This is a genomic window from Pseudomonas sp. 58 R 12, assembly GCF_900005865.1.
Lineage (GTDB): Bacteria > Pseudomonadota > Gammaproteobacteria > Pseudomonadales > Pseudomonadaceae > Aquipseudomonas > Aquipseudomonas tritici.
Genome location: NZ_CVTP01000014.1, coordinates 54,027 through 72,649, shown reverse-complemented (window position 1 = coordinate 72,649; position 18,623 = coordinate 54,027). Strand labels below are relative to the sequence as shown.

The window sequence follows — 18,623 nt, the reverse complement described above, 5'->3', positions numbered from 1 at the left end:
TGCTTAGGCCTTAGTCGCCACGACCATCTTCTTCGCGTGCGCCAAAGACTCCTTGGTCAAATCGATACCACCGAGCATGCGCGCGACTTCTTCCACGCGCTCCGACTTATTCAGCTTGGACACTGCTGTGTGTGTTGCATCACTGCCGCGTACCTTATGCACAAACAAATGCTGGTGCCCTTGGGCCGCGACTTGCGGCAAGTGAGTGACCGTTAGCACTTGGCCTCGATCCCCCAGGCGCCGCAACAACTGGCCAACAATTTCCGCCGTCGGCCCGCCAATGCCCACATCGACTTCATCGAATACCAGGGTTGGCACCCGAGAGGTTTGCGCGGTAATTACCTGAATCGCCAGGCTGATCCGCGACAGCTCGCCACCAGATGCCACTTTTGCCAGTGCTTTGAGCGGCTGTCCAGGGTTGGCGCTGACCAGTAGTTCCACCTGTTCCAGGCCGTGGGGCTGCAGTTCGTTGCTGGCGTTGGTGCGCAATTCAATAGTGAAGCGTCCGCCGGGCATACCCAGGCGCTGGATTTCCAACTCCACTGCGCTGGCCAGGCCAGTGGCTGCTTGTTGGCGCAGGTCGCTCAGTTCGCGCGCTTTCTCTTGGTAATGACGGGCGAAAGAAGCGAGCTCGTCACCCAGGCGCTCGATAGATTCATCGTTGGCGTTCAGGGTCTCGATTTCATCCAGTAGCTTCTGCTGCATCGTCGCTACTTCGGTGGGCTGGATTCGATGTTTGCGCGCCAGGGTATAAATGGTGTCCAGGCGTTCTTCTATTTCCTGCAGGCGTGCCGGGTCGGCATCGAAATGATCCAGGAAACGGTTCAGTTCGCCTACCGCTTCTTCTACTTGAATCTGTGCACTGGTGAGCAGGGTAGTGGCCTCACTCAGCGACCCGGACGCGTTGTTCACGCTCGACAAGCGATTGAGGCTGGCAGTCAGTGCATTGAGCACATTGCCGGAATCGCTCTCGCTACATTGTTCCACCACCTGCCGGCAGATACCCAGCAGGGTTTCTGCGTTGGTGAGGTTCTTATGTTCTTGCTCAAGCTGCTCTAGTTCGTTCTCGCCCAGGCCCAGGCTTTCCAGCTCTTCGAGTTGGTAACTGAGCAACTGATGACGAGCGCGTTGTTCATCGCCGGAATTGGAGAGCCGCTCCAGCTCTTGGCGAGTCTGGCGCCAGCGTTGAGCGGCAAGTTGCACCTGGCGGGCAAGGTCTGTCGCGCCAGCGTATTCGTCGAGCAGGCGGCGATGGGTGTCGGTTTTCAGCAGGGACTGGTGTTCGTGTTGGCTGTGGATATCTATCAGCAACTCGCCCAGGGCTTTCAAGTCGCCCAACGGGCAAGGTGTGCCGTTGATATAGCCACGTGAACGGCCTTCCGCCGTGATGACCCGGCGCAGGATGCACGGACCTTCATTATTAAGGTCGCGCTCGGCCAGCCAGGCTTCCGCCTCGGGTATGTCTGCCAGGTCGAAGGTGGCAAGGATGTCGGCCTTGTCCGCACCGGGGCGAACCACGCCGCTGTCGGCGCGATCACCCAGGGTAAGGCCCAGGGCGTCTAGCATGATCGACTTGCCGGCGCCGGTTTCGCCTGTGATTACGCTCATCCCGCGATCCAATTCGAGATCCAGGTGTTCAACGATGGCGTAGTTATGTACGGACAGGTGCACGAGCATGTTGGCCGCTCCCAGGCTTTAGGTCTGGTTATTTATACAGTGTTTTGTTTGGCGCTGACAATCCTGACGCTTAGCTCGATTTGCTTGAGTCAGCGTCTTTTTAAGCGCTGCCAGGAATTAGTGAGCAGGAATTGATGAAGGTCAGTCGAAAGACTTTTGGTAACGCCTTCGCCCTTGAACCTGGAAATTGTGACCCCATATACCGGAACAGAAGCGCGAGTTGAGTTCGCGCATGATTTTGAAAGGAGAAAACTATGGCTGACGAACAGACGCAGGATACGCAAACTCCAGACGCCAATTCGGCTGTCGGCGATGAGCTGGCAACTCGCGTGCAAGTGCTCGAAGAGCAATTGGCTGCTGCGCAGGACCAGTCTTTGCGTGTTGCCGCCGATCTGCAGAACGTCCGCCGCCGTGCCGAGCAGGATGTAGAAAAGGCTCACAAATTCGCACTGGAGAAGTTCGCCAGTGATTTGCTGCCGATCATTGACAGCCTGGAGCGTGGCCTTGAGTTGTCCAACCCGGACGACGAAAACATCCGCCCGATGCGCGAAGGGATCGAGCTGACCCTGAAAATGTTCCAGGACACCCTGAAGCGTTATCAGTTGGAAGCCATCGATCCAATGGGCGGTGAACCGTTCAACGCTGAACATCACCAAGCCATGGCCATGCAGGAAAGCCATGACCTGGAGCCTAATAGCGTGTTGAAAGTGTTCCAGAAGGGATATCAGCTCAACGGTCGCTTGCTGCGCCCGGCGATGGTTGTGGTGAGCAAGGCGCCTGCACCGGTTTCGCCTTCTATTGATGAGCAGGCTTGAAATACGCCGTAAGGCCCCCATCTATAAGTCAAGCGTTTAAGTGCTACCGCAGTTAGCCACCACTGCTGCGGCAACCAAATTCAAGTTTCGGGAGAGTAAATCATGGGCAAAATTATCGGTATCGACCTGGGGACCACCAACTCCTGTGTCTCCGTCATGGAAAACGGCAAAGCTAAAGTTATCGAAAACGCCGAAGGCGCGCGTACTACGCCGTCGATCATTGCTTATGCAAATGATGGCGAGATCCTGGTTGGTCAGTCGGCCAAGCGCCAGGCTGTGACCAACCCGCACAACACGCTGTACGCGGTGAAGCGTCTGATCGGTCGTAAGTTCGACGAAGAAGTCGTACAGAAAGACATCAAGATGGTGCCTTACAAAATCGCCAAGGCTGACAACGGTGACGCCTGGGTTGAAGTAAATGGCAACAAGATGTCTGCACCGCAGATCTCGGCTGAAGTCTTGAAAAAGATGAAAAAGACTGCCGAAGATTACCTCGGTGAAGCAGTGACTGAGGCGGTGATCACCGTTCCGGCCTACTTCAACGACAGCCAGCGTCAGGCGACCAAAGACGCCGGCCGCATCGCGGGCCTGGACGTAAAACGCATCATCAACGAACCTACCGCAGCGGCTCTCGCTTACGGTATGGACAAGGCCAAAGGCGATCACACCGTGATCGTTTATGACCTGGGTGGCGGTACTTTTGACGTTTCGGTCATCGAGATCGCTGAAGTTGACGGCGAGCACCAGTTTGAAGTGTTGGCCACCAATGGTGACACTTTCCTGGGCGGTGAAGACTTCGATATTCGTCTGATCGACTACCTCGTTGACGAATTCAAGAAAGAAAGCGGCATGAACCTCAAGGGTGACCCGCTGGCCATGCAGCGCCTGAAAGAAGCTGCTGAGAAGGCCAAGATCGAGCTGTCCTCGAGCATGTCGACTGACGTGAACCTGCCGTACATCACTGCAGATGCCACCGGTCCTAAGCACTTGAACGTGAAGATCTCTCGCGCCAAGTTGGAAGCACTGGTTGAAGACCTGGTTCAGCGCACCATCGAACCTTGCCGCATCGCCTTGAAAGATGCTGGTATCGACGTTGGCTCCATCAACGACGTGATCCTGGTCGGTGGCCAGACCCGTATGCCGTTGGTGCAGCAGAAAGTTACTGAGTTCTTCGGTAAAGAAGCACGTAAAGACGTGAACCCGGACGAAGCAGTTGCCATGGGTGCTGCTATCCAAGGCGCGGTATTGGCCGGTGACGTGAAAGACGTGCTGCTGCTGGACGTCAGCCCGCTGACCCTGGGTATCGAAACCATGGGCGGCGTGATGACCGCGCTGATCGAGAAAAACACCACGATTCCTACCAAGAAATCCCAAGTGTTCTCGACTGCCGACGACAATCAAGGTGCTGTGACCATTCACGTGCTGCAAGGTGAGCGTAAGCAAGCGGCTCAGAACAAGTCCCTGGGCAAGTTCGACCTGGCTGAGATTCCACCAGCACCCCGTGGCGTGCCACAGATCGAAGTGACCTTCGACATCGATGCCAACGGTATCCTGCACGTTGGCGCGAAAGACAAGGCGACCGGCAAAGAGCAGAAGATCACCATCAAGGCCAACTCCGGTCTGTCTGATGAAGAAATTCAACAGATGATTCGTGATGCTGAAGCCAACGCTGATGCGGATGCCAAGTTTGCTGAACTGGCTGGTGCACGCAACCAAGGTGATGCACTGGTTCACTCGACACGCAAAATGGTCGCTGATGCTGGCGATAAAGTGACGGCTGAAGAGAAGGCCGCAATCGAAGCTGCCGTAGTTGCCCTGGAAGCCGCCGTTAAAGGCGACGACAAGGCTGCTATCGAAGCCAAGATCGAAGAGCTGTCCAAAGTCTCCGCGCCAGTGGCTCAGAAAATGTATGCCGAACAAGGTCAGCCAGCTGACGGTGCAGCGCAACAGGCAGAGCCTGAAGCCAAGCACGACGATGTTGTCGATGCCGAGTTTGAAGAAGTTAAAGACCAGAAGTAACTTGGTCGCCCGGTTGACCGCTTTTAAGCGGTGACTGGTAGGATGTCGCCGCGCGGGAGCTTGCTCCCGCGTTGGCGTGTCTGGGGTAGGCGAATTTTTACAGCATGCGACAGCGTTCGGATGCTGGCGGTGTGATCGGGAATGCTCCTGCTTTCCGAGCAATAACTACCGCATTTTTGGCCGGGTCCCTGGCTAAAAGTAGTAATGACCAGGATCGTTGAATTGACGTGAGTTGGGTCCGGGCCTGTATTGGGGCTCAACGAGTTTGGCGGGGCTCAGGAGGGTCTGGCCGAACGTCCTTAAGAGTGCAAAGACTTATGGCAAAGCGTGACTATTACGAAGTGTTGGGTGTGGAGCGCGGCTCCAGCGAGGCGGACCTGAAGAAGGCCTACCGTCGCCTGGCGATGAAGCATCACCCGGACCGTAATCCGGATAGCAAAGAATCCGAAGAGATGTTCAAAGAGGCCAATGAGGCCTACGAATGCCTGTCTGACCCCAACAAGCGTGCGGCCTACGATCAGTATGGCCATGCCGGTGTCGACCCGAGCATGGGTGGCGGCGGTGCTGGTTTTGGCGGTCAGAACTTCTCCGACATTTTCGGCGATGTATTCAGCGACTTCTTCGGCGGTGGTCGGGGTGGTCAGCGTGGCGGCGCCCAGCGTGGCAGCGATTTGCGCTACACGCTGGAATTGAACCTGGAAGAAGCCGTGCGCGGCACCAGCGTCAATATTCGCGTGCCGACGCTGGTCAACTGCAAGCCGTGCGATGGTTCGGGTGCCAAGAAGGGCTCCTCGCCGATCACCTGCCCGACGTGTGGTGGTATCGGCCAGGTTCGTATGCAGCAGGGCTTCTTTTCGGTGCAGCAGACCTGCCCGCGCTGCCATGGCCAGGGCAAGATCATTTCTGATCCGTGCGATTCCTGCCACGGCGAAGGGCGTGTCGAAGAGTACAAGACACTGTCGGTAAAGGTGCCGGCTGGCGTGGATACCGGTGACCGCATTCGCCTGTCGGGCGAAGGCGAGGCGGGTGCTCAAGGCGGACCTACGGGCGACCTGTACGTGGTAATCAACGTGCGCGAGCACTCGATTTTCCAGCGCGACGGCAAGCACCTGTTCTGTGAAGTGCCGATCAGCTTTGTCGACGCAGCCTTGGGTGGCGAGCTGGAAATCCCGACGCTGGACGGTCGGGTCAAGCTCAAGATTCCTGAGGGCACGCAGACCGGCAAGCAGTTCCGTATTCGTGGCAAAGGCGTTGCGCCGGTGCGCGGTGGTGGAGCGGGCGACCTGATGTGTCGTGTGGCGGTTGAAACGCCGGTCAATCTGGGGCGTCGTCAGCGCGAATTGCTTGAAGAGTTCCGCAGCTCGCTGGAAGGCGATGACTCACACTCGCCGAAAACCACGGGCTTTTTCGATGGCGTGAAGCGCTTCTTCGGCGACCTGTAAGGAATTGAATATGCGACGTATAGCCGTAATGGGCGCTGCCGGGCGCATGGGCAAGACGCTGGTTGAAGCGGTGCAACAGCGCTCGCCGGCCTCCGGGCTGACCGCGGCGATTGTGCGCCCGGGCAGCACGTTGATCGGTGCGGATGCCGGTGAGTTGGCTTCTCTGGGGCGTATCGGTGTTTCGCTGTCCGGCCATTTGGAGCAGGTGGCTGATGAGTTCGACGTACTGATCGACTTTACGCTGCCGGACGTGATGCTGAAAAACCTGGCGTTCTGCCGCAAGGCGGGCAAGGCCATGGTGATTGGCACCACCGGTTTGACGGCTGAGCAGAAGCAGTTACTGGTGGAGGCGGGGAAGGATATTCCGGTCGTCTTCGCGGCGAACTTCAGTGTCGGTGTGAATCTGTCGCTCAAGTTGCTGGACCTGGCGGCGCGCGTGCTGGGTGATGAAGCGGATATCGAGATCATCGAGACCCATCACCGCCACAAGATCGACGCGCCTTCGGGTACTGCATTGCGCATGGGTGAAGCGATCGCCGATGCGCTGGGCCGAGACTTGTCGAAAGTGGCGGTGTACGGGCGTGAAGGCCACACCGGTGCGCGTGCGCGTGACACCATCGGCTTTGCGACTGTGCGCGGGGGCGACGTGGTCGGTGATCACACTGTGTTGTTCGCCACTGAAGGCGAGCGCCTGGAAATCACGCACAAGGCATCCAGTCGGATGACCTTTGCCAAGGGCGCGGTACGTGCTGCGCTGTGGTTGGAAGGGCGCGAGCCAGGTCTCTACGACATGCGCGATGTGCTGGATCTGCACTAATAGTCGCTAAAATAGGGCCTCAAGCTTATGCTTGGGCCCCGTTTTTACCCGCTAGGCGACGTGCTGTCGCATTCCCCTGCCTTTAAGGCTCATTAGCGGTGGACCAAAAAAGCCTTTTTCTGTAAGCTACAGCTTTAGTGTGTTCACTAAAAGCGCGCAGAATAATTCAGTGAATGAGCGGGGTGACGTGTCCATACGTCACTCCGCTTTTTTACACCTGCGATCGCCCTTTCAGGCTTTATTTACGGGAGGTCTTCTTGACTAAGCCAGCCATACTCGCCCTTGCTGATGGCAGCATTTTTCGCGGCGAAGCCATTGGAGCCGACGGTCAGACCGTTGGAGAGGTGGTGTTTAACACTGCCATGACCGGCTATCAGGAAATCCTTACCGATCCTTCCTACGCCCAACAGATCGTTACCCTGACCTATCCGCACGTCGGCAACACCGGTACTACACCGGAAGATGTCGAGTCTGATCGTGTCTGGTCGGCCGGTCTGGTGATTCGTGACCTGCCACTGGTTGCGAGCAACTGGCGTAACACGATGTCGCTGTCCGACTACCTGAAAGCCAACAACGTTGTGGCGATCGCTGGTATCGATACGCGTCGCCTGACACGCATCCTGCGTGAAAAAGGCTCGCAGAACGGCTGCATCATGGTCGGTGACAATATCTCCGAAGAGGCGGCGATTGCCGCAGCGCAAGGTTTCCCTGGCCTGAAAGGCATGGACCTGGCGAAAGTCGTCAGCGTTAAAGAGAAGTACGAGTGGCGCTCTACTGTCTGGGACTTGAAGACCGACAGTCACGCGACTATCGATGCCGCTGAGCTGCCATATCACGTTGTCGCCTATGATTACGGCGTCAAGTACAACATCCTGCGCATGTTGGTCGAGCGTGGTTGCCGCGTGACAGTGGTGCCGGCGCAAACTCCGGCCAGCGACGTATTGGCTCTGCAGCCAGACGGCGTGTTCTTGTCCAACGGCCCGGGTGACCCTGAGCCATGCGACTACGCCATCCAGGCCATCAAGGAAGTGCTGGAGACCGAAATTCCGGTGTTCGGCATCTGCCTCGGCCACCAGCTGCTGGCACTGGCCTCCGGCGCCAAGACCCTGAAAATGGGCCACGGCCACCACGGTGCCAACCACCCCGTTCAAGACCTGGACACTGGGGTCGTGATGATCACCAGCCAGAACCACGGCTTTGCGGTGGATGAAGCGACCTTGCCGGCTAATGTCCGCGCCATTCACAAGTCGCTGTTCGACGGTTCCCTGCAAGGCATCGAGCGCACCGACAAGAGCGCGTTCAGCTTCCAGGGCCACCCTGAAGCCAGCCCGGGCCCGAACGACGTAGCGCCGCTGTTCGACCGTTTCATCAATGAGATGGCCAAGCGACGCTGACTGAGCGGTCTGCGGGCGGCCCCTAACTCCGGCGGCCCCCGCAGCCTCTCTAAAGATTGTTCAAGACGGCTTGCCGACTGACCTGCGGATTTGAGTGACAAACCCATGCCAAAACGTACAGACATAAAAAGCATCCTGATTCTCGGCGCTGGCCCGATCGTGATCGGCCAGGCCTGCGAATTCGACTACTCCGGCGCCCAGGCCTGTAAAGCCCTGCGCGAGGAGGGCTACCGCGTCATCCTGGTGAACTCCAACCCGGCCACCATCATGACCGACCCGGACATGGCCGACGCCACCTACATCGAGCCGATCAAGTGGCAGACCGTTGCCAAGATCATCGAGAAGGAGCGTCCGGACGCGCTGCTGCCGACCATGGGCGGCCAGACTGCTCTGAACTGCGCACTGGACCTGGAGCGCGAAGGCGTCCTGGAAAAGTTCGGCGTAGAGATGATCGGCGCGAATGCCGACACCATCGACAAAGCAGAAGACCGTTCGCGCTTTGACAAGGCAATGAAATCCATCGGCTTGGACTGCCCGCGCTCGGGCATCGCCCACAGCATGGAAGAAGCTAACGCAGTGCTCGAGAAGCTGGGCTTTCCGTGCATCATCCGTCCGTCCTTCACCATGGGCGGCACTGGTGGCGGTATCGCTTACAACCGCGAAGAATTCGAAGAAATCTGCGCCCGTGGCCTGGACCTGTCGCCGACCAAAGAGCTGCTGATCGACGAATCCCTGATCGGTTGGAAAGAGTACGAGATGGAGGTTGTCCGCGATAAGAAGGACAACTGCATCATCGTCTGCTCCATTGAAAACTTTGACCCGATGGGCGTGCACACCGGTGACTCGATCACTGTTGCGCCGGCACAGACCCTGACGGACAAGGAATACCAGATCATGCGTAACGCCTCCTTGGCGGTATTGCGCGAGATCGGCGTGGAAACCGGTGGCTCCAACGTCCAGTTCGGCATCTGCCCGGACACGGGTCGCATGGTCGTCATCGAGATGAACCCGCGGGTATCCCGTTCCTCGGCGCTGGCCTCGAAAGCCACCGGTTTCCCGATCGCGCGTATCGCCGCCAAGCTGGCGATCGGCTACACCCTGGACGAGCTGCAGAACGAAATCACCGGTGGCGCTACCCCGGCTTCCTTCGAGCCGTCGATCGACTACGTCGTGACCAAGCTGCCACGCTTCGCCTTCGAGAAGTTCCCGAAAGCCGACGCGCGCCTGACCACTCAAATGAAGTCGGTGGGTGAAGTCATGGCCATCGGCCGGACTTTCCAGGAATCCCTGCAGAAAGCTCTGCGCGGCCTGGAAGTGGGCGTTTGCGGCCTGGACGAGAAGCTCGACCTGAGCAATCCGGAAAGCATGAGCATCCTCAAGCGCGAACTGACCGTGCCGGGCGCCGAGCGCATCTGGTATGTGGCTGACGCCTTCCGCGCCGGTCTGTCGGTCGAAGACATCTTCGGCATGAACATGATCGACCCGTGGTTCCTGGTGCAGATCGAAGATCTGATCAAGGAGGAAGAGAAGGTCAAGACCCTGGGTCTGGCCAGCATCGACCGCGACTTGATGTTCAAGCTCAAGCGCAAAGGCTTCTCCGACATGCGTCTGGCCAAGCTGCTGGGCGTAACCGAGAAAGCGCTGCGTCGTCACCGTCACAAGTTGGAGATCTTCCCGGTCTATAAGCGCGTTGATACCTGCGCAGCCGAGTTCGCCACCGACACCGCCTACATGTACTCGACTTACGAGGAAGAGTGCGAAGCCGCGCCTTCGGGCCGCGACAAGATCATGATTCTGGGTGGCGGTCCAAACCGTATCGGTCAGGGCATCGAGTTCGACTACTGCTGCGTACACGCGGCACTGGCCCTGCGCGAAGACGGTTACGAGACCATCATGGTCAACTGCAACCCGGAAACTGTTTCCACCGACTACGACACTTCCGATCGCTTGTACTTCGAACCAGTGACCTTGGAAGACGTGCTGGAAATCTGCCGGGTTGAGAAGCCTAAGGGTGTAATCGTCCAGTACGGCGGCCAGACCCCGCTGAAACTGGCGCGTGCCCTGGAAGAAGCCGGCGTGCCAATCATCGGCACCAGCCCGGACGCCATCGACCGTGCCGAAGACCGCGAGCGCTTCCAGCAAATGGTTGAGCGCCTGAACCTGCGTCAGCCGCCAAACGCCACCGTGCGCAGCGAAGACGAAGCCATTCGCGCAGCCAGCAAGATCGGCTACCCGCTGGTGGTGCGTCCGTCCTACGTGTTGGGCGGTCGTGCGATGGAAATTGTCTACGAAGAAGAAGAGCTCAAGCGCTACCTGCGTGATGCGGTGAAAGTGTCCAATGACAGCCCGGTGCTGCTCGACCACTTCCTCAACTGCGCCATCGAAATGGACGTGGACGCAGTCTGCGACGGCACTGACGTAGTGATCGGCGCGATCATGCAGCACATCGAACAGGCTGGCGTTCACTCCGGTGACTCCGCTTGCTCGCTGCCTCCGTACTCGCTGCCTGCGCACATCCAGGACGAGATGCGCGAACAGGTCAAGAAAATGGCCCTGGAACTGGGCGTGGTCGGCCTGATGAACGTACAGTTGGCGCTGCAAGGCGAAGACATCTACGTCATCGAAGTCAACCCGCGCGCTTCGCGTACCGTACCGTTTGTTTCCAAGTGCATCGGTGTGTCCCTGGCTATGATCGCTGCCCGCGTGATGGCCGGTAAGACCCTGAAGGAAATCGGCTTCACCAAGGAAATCATTCCGAACTTCTACAGCGTGAAAGAGGCGGTGTTCCCATTCGCTAAATTCCCTGGTGTGGACCCGATCCTGGGCCCAGAGATGAAGTCCACCGGTGAAGTGATGGGCGTGGGCGATACCTTCGGCGAGGCGTTTGCTAAAGCCCAAATGGGTGCCAGCGAAGTGCTGCCGACCGGCGGTACTGCGTTCATCAGCGTGCGCGATGACGATAAGCCGCTGGTTGCGGGCGTGGCCCGTGATTTGATCAACTTGGGCTTCGAAGTCGTGGCCACCGCCGGGACCGCCAAGCTGATCGAAGCTGCCGGCCTGAAAGTGCGTCGCGTGAACAAGGTGACGGAAGGCCGTCCGCACGTGGTCGACATGATCAAGAATGACGAAGTCACCCTGATCATCAACACCACCGAAGGTCGCCAGTCGATCGCGGACTCCTATTCCATTCGTCGTAACGCTTTGCAGCACAAGATCTACTGCACCACCACCATTGCTGCTGGCGAAGCCATCTGTGAAGCGCTCAAGTTCGGTCCGGAAAAGACCGTGCGTCGCTTGCAAGATCTACACGCAGGATTGAAGGCATGACCAAATACCCAATGACCGTCCAGGGCGCCAAGGCCCTGGAAGAGGAACACGCCCATCTGACCAAAGTCGTCCGCCCGAAGCTGAGCCAGGATATCGGCACCGCTCGCGAGCTGGGTGACTTGAAGGAAAATGCCGAATACCACGCTGCTCGCGAGCAGCAAGGTATGGTCGAGGCACGGATCCGTGACATCGAAGGCCGTATGCAGAATGCGGTAATCATCGACGTGACGACCATTCCACATACCGGCAAGGTGATTTTCGGCACCACCGTGGAAATCGCCAATGTCGAGACGGATGAGCGCGTTGTCTACCACATCGTGGGTGAAGACGAAGCTGACTTCAAACTCGGCAAGATCTCCGTTGGTTCTCCGCTCGCCCGCGCCTTGATTGCCAAGGAAGAGGGTGATGTGGTGGCTGTGAAAACGCCAAGCGGCGTGATCGAGTACGAGATTGTTGAAGTTCGTCACGTCTGAAAGACGGCGCCCGCTCTATGCGGGCGCCATGCTTTGGCAGCTCTCCCAGATGCTTTGGGTAGGCGGCCTGTGGTTGTTGCACATCGGTGTGTTACCGGCGCTGGGCCTGATTGGCCTGGCACCGTTGCTGATCGATGAAATCGATGGATTGCTCAGTGCGTTGCTGGTGGGTTTCGCGGCGGCGTGCGTGACGCTCCAGGCGTTGGTGCTGGTCAAGGCCGAAGGCTTGGGGAGTTTGTGGCGGGATATTCGCGGGCAACTGCTGTTGATGGCGCTGTATGCGTGTGCAATGTATTGCATTGTGCATGTCTGGCTGCCGGAAGCGTTGCGCTGGCAGCTGTTCAGCTATCTCGTGCTAGGGTTCTCCGGCCTGGTGCTGGTTATACAGCCTGCACCAGGATGGAGTGGCGGGGCGCGCGAAGCACGCCCGTGACCCTTGTTGTTTACTTGAAGCGATGAACGTTCGACAGTTGCTTGTTGGCGCTGAAGTTCTTGCGATACAGCAGCGCCATCTTGCCGATGACCTGGACCAGGTCCGCTTTGCCCACCTTGCACAGTTCTGCAATGGCGGCCAGGCGCGCTTCGCGATCAAGGATGTTGACCTTGATCTTGATCAGTTCGTGATCGTTCAGTGCGCGTTCGAATTCGGCTAACACACCCTCAGTCAAACCGTTATCTGCCACAATCAAAACTGGTTTCAGATGGTGGCCAATGGATTTGTACTGTTTCTTCTGCTCTTGAGTGAGCGGCATAATCTGACCCCTGCGTCTGATCTTGTAAAAAGCGGCGGCCAGTTTACCCGAGCGAGTCCGGGACCGCCCAGTTAATCACGACCCGTTTTATTTTCGAGGTGGCCCGTGGCCCGTTCCAAAACCAGTCTTAAGTGGCTACAAGAACATTTCAACGATCCTTACGTCAAAAAGGCGCAAAAGGACGGCTACCGTTCCCGGGCCAGCTACAAGCTGTTGGAGATCCAGGACAAGGATAAGTTGATACGTCCCGGCATGAGCGTTATTGATCTGGGTGCAGCCCCTGGCGGGTGGTCCCAGGTGACCAGTCGTCTGATTGGTGGGCAGGGTCGCTTGATCGCTTCCGATATCCTGGAAATGGACAGTATCCCGGATGTGACCTTTGTTCATGGGGACTTCACCCAGGACGCCGTGCTCGCACAGATCCTTGAGGCTGTGGGAAATTCGCAGGTAGACCTTGTGATTTCCGACATGGCCCCCAATATGAGTGGATTACCGGCCGTTGATATGCCGCGCGCGATGTTCCTTTGTGAGCTCGCGCTGGATTTGGCGGGTCGGGTTCTGCGGCCTGGTGGTGATTTTCTGGTGAAGGTCTTCCAGGGCGAAGGTTTTGACGAGTACCACAAGAACATCCGCAAGTTGTTCGACAAGGTGCAAACGCGTAAGCCTGACTCTTCCCGCGACAGGTCGAGGGAGCAGTATTTGCTGTGCCGCGGCTTCCGCGGTGTTGAAGGTGCTGCGAGTGAAGAGCGTTTTTGAGAAATTCGAGGAGGGCGATAGGTTTTTTTATATCGCTTTCGTCACGAAGCTTTACGAATATTGTGTAGTCAAAGTTTCACAAAGGGTTACAGACGGCGCCTGCAAGAGTTGTAGGTAATGTAGTAAGTTAGGCCGGTGAATATCATGCGAAGCGCGCGCCAGTAGCGGAGCTTGCTTCAGAGGGTAGTTAATTGAACGATATGGCAAAGAATCTGATCCTGTGGTTGATCATCGCGGCTGTCCTTGTGACGGTGATGAACAACTTCTCCAGCCCTAACGAGCCGCAGACCCTCAACTATTCCGACTTCATCCAGCAAGTTAAGGATGGCAAGGTCGAGCGCGTAGCGGTTGATGGCTACGTGATTACCGGTAAGCGCGTCGATGGCGACAGCTTCAAGACCATTCGTCCGGCCATTCAGGACAACGGTCTGATCGGCGATCTGGTGGATAACAAGGTCGTTGTTGAGGGCAAGCAGCCTGAGCAGCAAAGCATCTGGACCCAACTTCTGGTGGCGAGCTTCCCGATTCTGGTGATCATCGCTGTGTTCATGTTCTTCATGCGCCAGATGCAAGGCGGTGCGGGAGGCAAGGGCGGGCCGATGAGCTTCGGCAAGAGCAAGGCGCGCCTGCTCTCCGAAGACCAGGTGAAAACCACCCTGGCTGACGTTGCCGGTTGCGACGAGGCCAAGGAAGAAGTGGGTGAACTGGTCGAGTTCCTGCGCGATCCGGGCAAGTTCCAACGCCTGGGTGGTCGTATTCCTCGCGGCGTGCTGATGGTCGGTCCTCCGGGTACTGGTAAAACCTTGCTGGCCAAGGCGATTGCCGGCGAAGCCAAGGTGCCGTTCTTCACTATTTCCGGTTCTGACTTCGTAGAGATGTTTGTTGGTGTCGGTGCAAGCCGTGTTCGCGACATGTTCGAACAAGCCAAGAAGCACGCGCCTTGCATCATCTTCATCGATGAAATCGACGCCGTTGGTCGCCATCGTGGTGCCGGCATGGGCGGTGGTCATGATGAGCGTGAGCAGACCCTCAACCAGTTGCTGGTTGAGATGGACGGCTTTGAAATGAATGACGGCATCATCGTCATCGCTGCAACCAACCGGCCTGACGTGCTGGACCCTGCGCTGCTGCGTCCTGGTCGTTTCGACCGTCAAGTCGTGGTCGGCTTGCCGGATATCCGTGGCCGCGAACAGATCCTGAAAGTACACATGCGCAAAGTGCCAATGGGTGATGATGTGGCTCCGGCCGTGATTGCCCGTGGTACTCCAGGTTTCTCCGGTGCTGACTTGGCTAACCTGGTCAACGAGGCTTCGCTGTTCGCTGCCCGTACCGGCAAGCGCATCGTTGAAATGAAAGAGTTCGAACTGGCGAAAGACAAGATCATGATGGGTGCCGAGCGCAAATCCATGGTCATGTCGGAAAAAGAGAAGCAGAACACTGCTTATCACGAAGCCGGTCACGCCATTGTCGGTCGCGTTGTGCCTGAGCACGACCCGGTCTACAAAGTGTCGATCATTCCTCGTGGTCGGGCGCTGGGTGTCACCATGTTCCTGCCGGAAGAGGATCGTTACAGCCTTTCCAAGCGCGCACTGATCAGCCAGATCTGCTCGCTGTACGGTGGCCGAATTGCTGAAGAGATGACGCTGGGCTTCGACGGTGTGACCACTGGCGCATCCAACGACATCATGCGTGCCAGCCAGATTGCACGGAACATGGTCACCAAGTGGGGCCTCTCTGAAAAACTCGGTCCTTTGATGTATGCCGAGGAAGAGGGCGAGGTATTCCTGGGGCGTGGCGGTGGTGGTCAAAGCGCCAGCTTCTCCGGTGAGACGGCTAAGCTGATCGACTCCGAGGTGCGCAGTATCATTGACCAATGCTACGGCACGGCCAAGCAGATCCTGACCGACAATCGCGACAAGCTGGATGCAATGGCTGATGCGCTGATGAAGTACGAGACCATTGATGCCGACCAGATTGACGACATCATGGCGGGTCGCGCACCGCGCGAGCCTCGCGATTGGGAAGGTGGTTCGGGTACTTCAGGCACTCCGCCTGTGGTTCAGAATGAGCGCCCTGAAACACCAATCGGCGGCCCGGCAGCTGACGTCTAAGGTTTGAAATGACTTCTGTTGTGTCCTCCACCCGGTTGCCTTGCGGCAGCCGGGTTCTTGATTTGGCCCATACACACGTTATGGGCATTCTTAATGTAACCCCCGACTCTTTTTCCGATGGTGGCCGCTTCAGCCAGCTTGATGCCGCGCTGCGTCACGCAGAGGCAATGGTGGCGGCAGGGGCAACCCTTATTGATGTCGGCGGTGAGTCTACTCGCCCCGGTGCTCGCGTAGTTTCTCCCCTGGAGGAGCTGGAGAGGGTGGCGCCCATCGTTGAGCGCATTTCCCGAGAGTTGGATGTGATCATCTCGGTTGATACGTCGACCCCTGCCGTGATGCGCGAGACTGCGCGCCTGGGCGCCGGGCTGATCAACGATGTACGCTCTCTTCAGCGAGATGGCGCATTGGATGCTGCCGCGGCTAGCGGTTTGCCGGTGTGTCTGATGCATATGCTGGGTGAGCCCGGCAATATGCAGGACAGTCCTCACTATGATGATCTTGTTGGTGAAGTGAGTGGTTTTCTCGCTGAGCGGATTGCTCAATGCGCTGCCGTAGGGATTGCGGCTGAAAAGATCATCCTCGATCCCGGCTTTGGCTTCGCTAAGACCCTGCAACACAATTTAAGCCTGTTCAAGCATATGGAATCCCTGCACGCACTTGGTCGGCCGCTGTTGGTCGGTGTTTCGCGCAAGAGCATGATCGGGCTGGCGCTGAATCGTCCGGTGGGCGAGCGGTTGTACGGTGGTCTTGCACTGGCAGCGCTCGCGATAACCAAGGGTGCACGCATCTTGCGCGTGCATGATGTCGCCCAGACCGTGGATGTGGTGCGTATGATTGCTGCGGTAGAATCAGCCGAATAAGAATGATGGAGCACTTATGACTAAAAAATACTTTGGCACCGACGGTATCCGTGGTCGGGTCGGCGAATTTCCAATTACCCCTGACTTCATGCTCAAGCTGGGTTGGGCGGCGGGTATGGCGTTCCGCAGTATGGGCGCGTGCCGCATCCTGGTCGGCAAGGACACCCGTATTTCGGGTTACATGTTTGAGTCCGCATTGGAAGCAGGTCTGTCCGCCGCGGGTGCCGATGTAATGCTGCTGGGGCCTATGCCGACGCCAGCGATCGCCTACCTGACGCGTACCTTTCACGCTGAAGCCGGTATCGTGATCAGTGCCTCGCACAACCCCCATGATGATAACGGCATCAAGTTCTTCTCGGGCCAGGGCACCAAGCTGCCGGACGAGATCGAGTTGATGATTGAAGAGCTGCTGGACGCGCCGATGACGGTGGTTGATTCCAGCAAGCTGGGCAAGGTGTCGCGAATCAACGACGCCTCTGGCCGCTATATCGAATTCTGCAAGAGCAGTGTGCCGAGCAGTACCAATTTCGCCGGCCTCAAAATTGTGGTCGACTGCGCTCATGGTGCTACCTACAAAGTAGCGCCCAGCGTATTCAAGGAATTGGGTGCGGACGTGACGGTTCTGTCGGCCCAGCCGAACGGCTTGAACATCAACGATAACTGCGGCTCTACTCATATGGGGCAGTTGCAGGCGGCCGTCCTTGCCGAGCATGCCGACTTGGGTATTGCCTTCGATGGTGATGGCGACCGCGTTCTGATGGTGGATCACACGGGTGCCATTGTTGATGGTGATGATCTGTTGTTCATCATTGCACGCGACCTGCATGAGCGTAACAAGCTGCAAGGCGGCGTTGTCGGCACACTGATGAGTAATTTGGGGCTTGAGCTGGCCTTGGCAGACCTGGGGATTCCATTCGTGCGCGCCAATGTCGGTGACCGCTATGTGATCGCCGAACTGCTTGAGCGTAATTGGCTGGTGGGGGGCGAGAATTCCGGGCACGTTGTCTGCTTCCAGCACACCACCACAGGCGATGCGATTATTGCTGCGCTGCAGGTGCTGCTGTCATTGCGTCGTCGCGAAGAGAGCCTCGCCCAGGCGCGTCAGGCGCTGCGTAAATGTCCGCAAGTGCTGCTCAATGTGCGTTTTGCCGGTGGCGAAAACCCGATCGATCACCCTGCTGTCAAGGAGGCGTGCGAGCGCGTGACTCTGGCGATGGCGGGGCGTGGCCGTGTGTTGTTGCGCAAGTCCGGCACAGAGCCTCTGGTGCGCGTCATGGTTGAAGGTGACGACGAAACACAGGTTCGCGGCCATGCCGAAGACCTGGCAAAACTGGTAACTGAAGTTTGCGCCTGAATTCGGCTTGCCAGTGATGATGTGGTTGGGTAACATCTGCGCCCACTTTGACCGACGAGGTACAGCATGCGTCGCACTATGGTAGCTGGTAACTGGAAGATGCACGGTACCCGCGCCAGTGTCGCTGAGCTGATCAACGGCCTTCGTCACCTGGCCTTGCCTAGCGGTGTTGATGTTGCGGTTTTTCCACCTTGCCTGCATATCAACCAAGTGGTTGATGGCTTGAAAGGTAAGTCGATTCAGGTCGGCGCGCAGAACTCTGCGGTGGAACCGATGCAAGGTGCGTTGACCGGTGAGATTTCGCCGAGTCAGTTGGTCGATGCGGGTTGTTCCTATGTGCTTGTTGGGCACTCCGAACGCCGTCAGATGATGGGCGAGCGTGATGGGACACTCAACCGCAAGTTCGCCGCAGCACAGGCTTGTGGCTTGATTCCAGTGTTGTGCATAGGGGAAACCCTGGAGCAGCGCGAATCGGGCAAGACTCTTGAAGTTGTCTCGCGTCAGCTGGGCAGCATCATCGAGGAGCTGGGTGTTGGTGCGTTTGCAAAAGCGGTAATTGCTTACGAGCCGGTCTGGGCCATTGGTACCGGGCTGACTGCTACACCGCAACAGGCGCAGGATGTGCACGCAGCCATCCGCGCGCAGTTGGCGGCAGAGAATTCTGAAGTCGCACAAGGTGTGCGTCTTCTATACGGCGGCAGCGTGAAGGCGGCCAATGCGGTCGAACTGTTCGGCATGCCGGATATCGATGGGGGGCTCATTGGTGGAGCTTCCCTGAATGCAGATGAGTTCGGTGCGATTTGTCGCGCCGCGGGAAACTGAAAAA

The 18,623-nt window shown here is 57.7% G+C and carries 15 protein-coding genes; 13 read left to right on the top strand and 2 right to left on the bottom strand.

Annotated elements, in window-relative coordinates:
- Positions 1 to 3: 3 nt before the first annotated feature.
- Positions 4 to 1,677 (bottom strand): DNA repair protein RecN, encoded by a 1,674-nt coding sequence (recN, locus tag BFP95_RS07890; RefSeq protein ID WP_065875297.1) that lies wholly within the window; start codon positions 1,675 to 1,677, stop codon positions 4 to 6.
- A 254-nt stretch (positions 1,678 to 1,931) separates the two neighbouring features.
- Here recN and grpE point away from each other — a divergent pair, with 254 nt between their 5' ends.
- The 8 genes from grpE to BFP95_RS07850 all read left to right on the top strand — a co-directional run bounded on the left by grpE (position 1,932) and on the right by BFP95_RS07850 (position 12,397).
- Complete coding sequence (gene grpE / locus BFP95_RS07885; RefSeq protein ID WP_049711480.1) at positions 1,932 to 2,492, top strand: nucleotide exchange factor GrpE; 561 nt, start codon at positions 1,932 to 1,934, stop codon at positions 2,490 to 2,492.
- Between the two features lie 102 nt (positions 2,493 to 2,594).
- The gene (gene dnaK, locus BFP95_RS07880) at positions 2,595 to 4,511 is read left to right on the top strand and encodes a molecular chaperone DnaK (protein ID WP_065881650.1); all 1,917 of its coding nucleotides are present in this window, start codon (positions 2,595 to 2,597) and stop codon (positions 4,509 to 4,511) included.
- Between the two features lie 317 nt (positions 4,512 to 4,828).
- On the top strand, positions 4,829 to 5,953 hold the full coding sequence (gene dnaJ / locus BFP95_RS07875; RefSeq protein ID WP_049711482.1) for a molecular chaperone DnaJ: 1,125 nt from the start codon (positions 4,829 to 4,831) through the stop codon (positions 5,951 to 5,953).
- Between the two features lie 10 nt (positions 5,954 to 5,963).
- Positions 5,964 to 6,770 carry a 4-hydroxy-tetrahydrodipicolinate reductase gene (gene dapB / locus BFP95_RS07870; RefSeq protein ID WP_065875295.1) on the top strand — a complete coding sequence of 269 codons (807 nt, stop codon included), beginning with the start codon at positions 5,964 to 5,966 and terminating at the stop codon, positions 6,768 to 6,770.
- 257 nt (positions 6,771 to 7,027) lie between these two features.
- Positions 7,028 to 8,164, top strand: coding sequence for a glutamine-hydrolyzing carbamoyl-phosphate synthase small subunit (carA, locus tag BFP95_RS07865; RefSeq protein ID WP_065881648.1), 1,137 nt, complete (start codon positions 7,028 to 7,030; stop codon positions 8,162 to 8,164).
- Positions 8,165 to 8,269: 105 nt separating this feature from the next.
- Positions 8,270 to 11,491: a carbamoyl-phosphate synthase large subunit gene (carB, locus tag BFP95_RS07860; RefSeq protein WP_045060049.1), complete on the top strand. Its 3,222-nt coding sequence runs from the start codon at positions 8,270 to 8,272 to the stop codon at positions 11,489 to 11,491.
- A complete protein-coding gene (greA, locus tag BFP95_RS07855) occupies positions 11,488 to 11,964 on the top strand; it encodes a transcription elongation factor GreA (protein ID WP_065909740.1) in 477 nt (158 codons plus the stop codon). Before carB ends, greA begins: the two co-directional genes overlap by 4 nt.
- 28 nt (positions 11,965 to 11,992) lie before the next feature.
- Complete coding sequence (locus tag BFP95_RS07850; protein WP_065875293.1) at positions 11,993 to 12,397, top strand: MFS transporter; 405 nt, start codon at positions 11,993 to 11,995, stop codon at positions 12,395 to 12,397.
- A gap of 10 nt (positions 12,398 to 12,407) precedes the next feature.
- On the opposite strand, the gene BFP95_RS07845 is transcribed toward BFP95_RS07850, so the two are convergent.
- Complete coding sequence (locus tag BFP95_RS07845; RefSeq protein WP_049711487.1) at positions 12,408 to 12,716, bottom strand: YhbY family RNA-binding protein; 309 nt, start codon at positions 12,714 to 12,716, stop codon at positions 12,408 to 12,410.
- 105 nt (positions 12,717 to 12,821) lie between these two features.
- Here BFP95_RS07845 and rlmE point away from each other — a divergent pair, with 105 nt between their 5' ends.
- The 5 genes from rlmE to tpiA all read left to right on the top strand — a co-directional run bounded on the left by rlmE (position 12,822) and on the right by tpiA (position 18,619).
- Positions 12,822 to 13,472 carry a 23S rRNA (uridine(2552)-2'-O)-methyltransferase RlmE gene (rlmE, locus tag BFP95_RS07840; protein WP_032862906.1) on the top strand — a complete coding sequence of 217 codons (651 nt, stop codon included), beginning with the start codon at positions 12,822 to 12,824 and terminating at the stop codon, positions 13,470 to 13,472.
- Between the two features lie 200 nt (positions 13,473 to 13,672).
- Positions 13,673 to 15,583 (top strand): ATP-dependent zinc metalloprotease FtsH, encoded by a 1,911-nt coding sequence (gene ftsH / locus BFP95_RS07835; RefSeq protein ID WP_065875292.1) that lies wholly within the window; start codon positions 13,673 to 13,675, stop codon positions 15,581 to 15,583.
- A gap of 8 nt (positions 15,584 to 15,591) precedes the next feature.
- On the top strand, positions 15,592 to 16,443 hold the full coding sequence (folP, locus tag BFP95_RS07830) for a dihydropteroate synthase (protein ID WP_065875291.1): 852 nt from the start codon (positions 15,592 to 15,594) through the stop codon (positions 16,441 to 16,443).
- A gap of 16 nt (positions 16,444 to 16,459) precedes the next feature.
- Positions 16,460 to 17,797 (top strand): phosphoglucosamine mutase, encoded by a 1,338-nt coding sequence (glmM, locus tag BFP95_RS07825; protein ID WP_065875290.1) that lies wholly within the window; start codon positions 16,460 to 16,462, stop codon positions 17,795 to 17,797.
- Between the two features lie 66 nt (positions 17,798 to 17,863).
- Positions 17,864 to 18,619, top strand: coding sequence for a triose-phosphate isomerase (gene tpiA / locus BFP95_RS07820; RefSeq protein ID WP_003194193.1), 756 nt, complete (start codon positions 17,864 to 17,866; stop codon positions 18,617 to 18,619).
- Positions 18,620 to 18,623 lie beyond the last annotated feature (4 nt).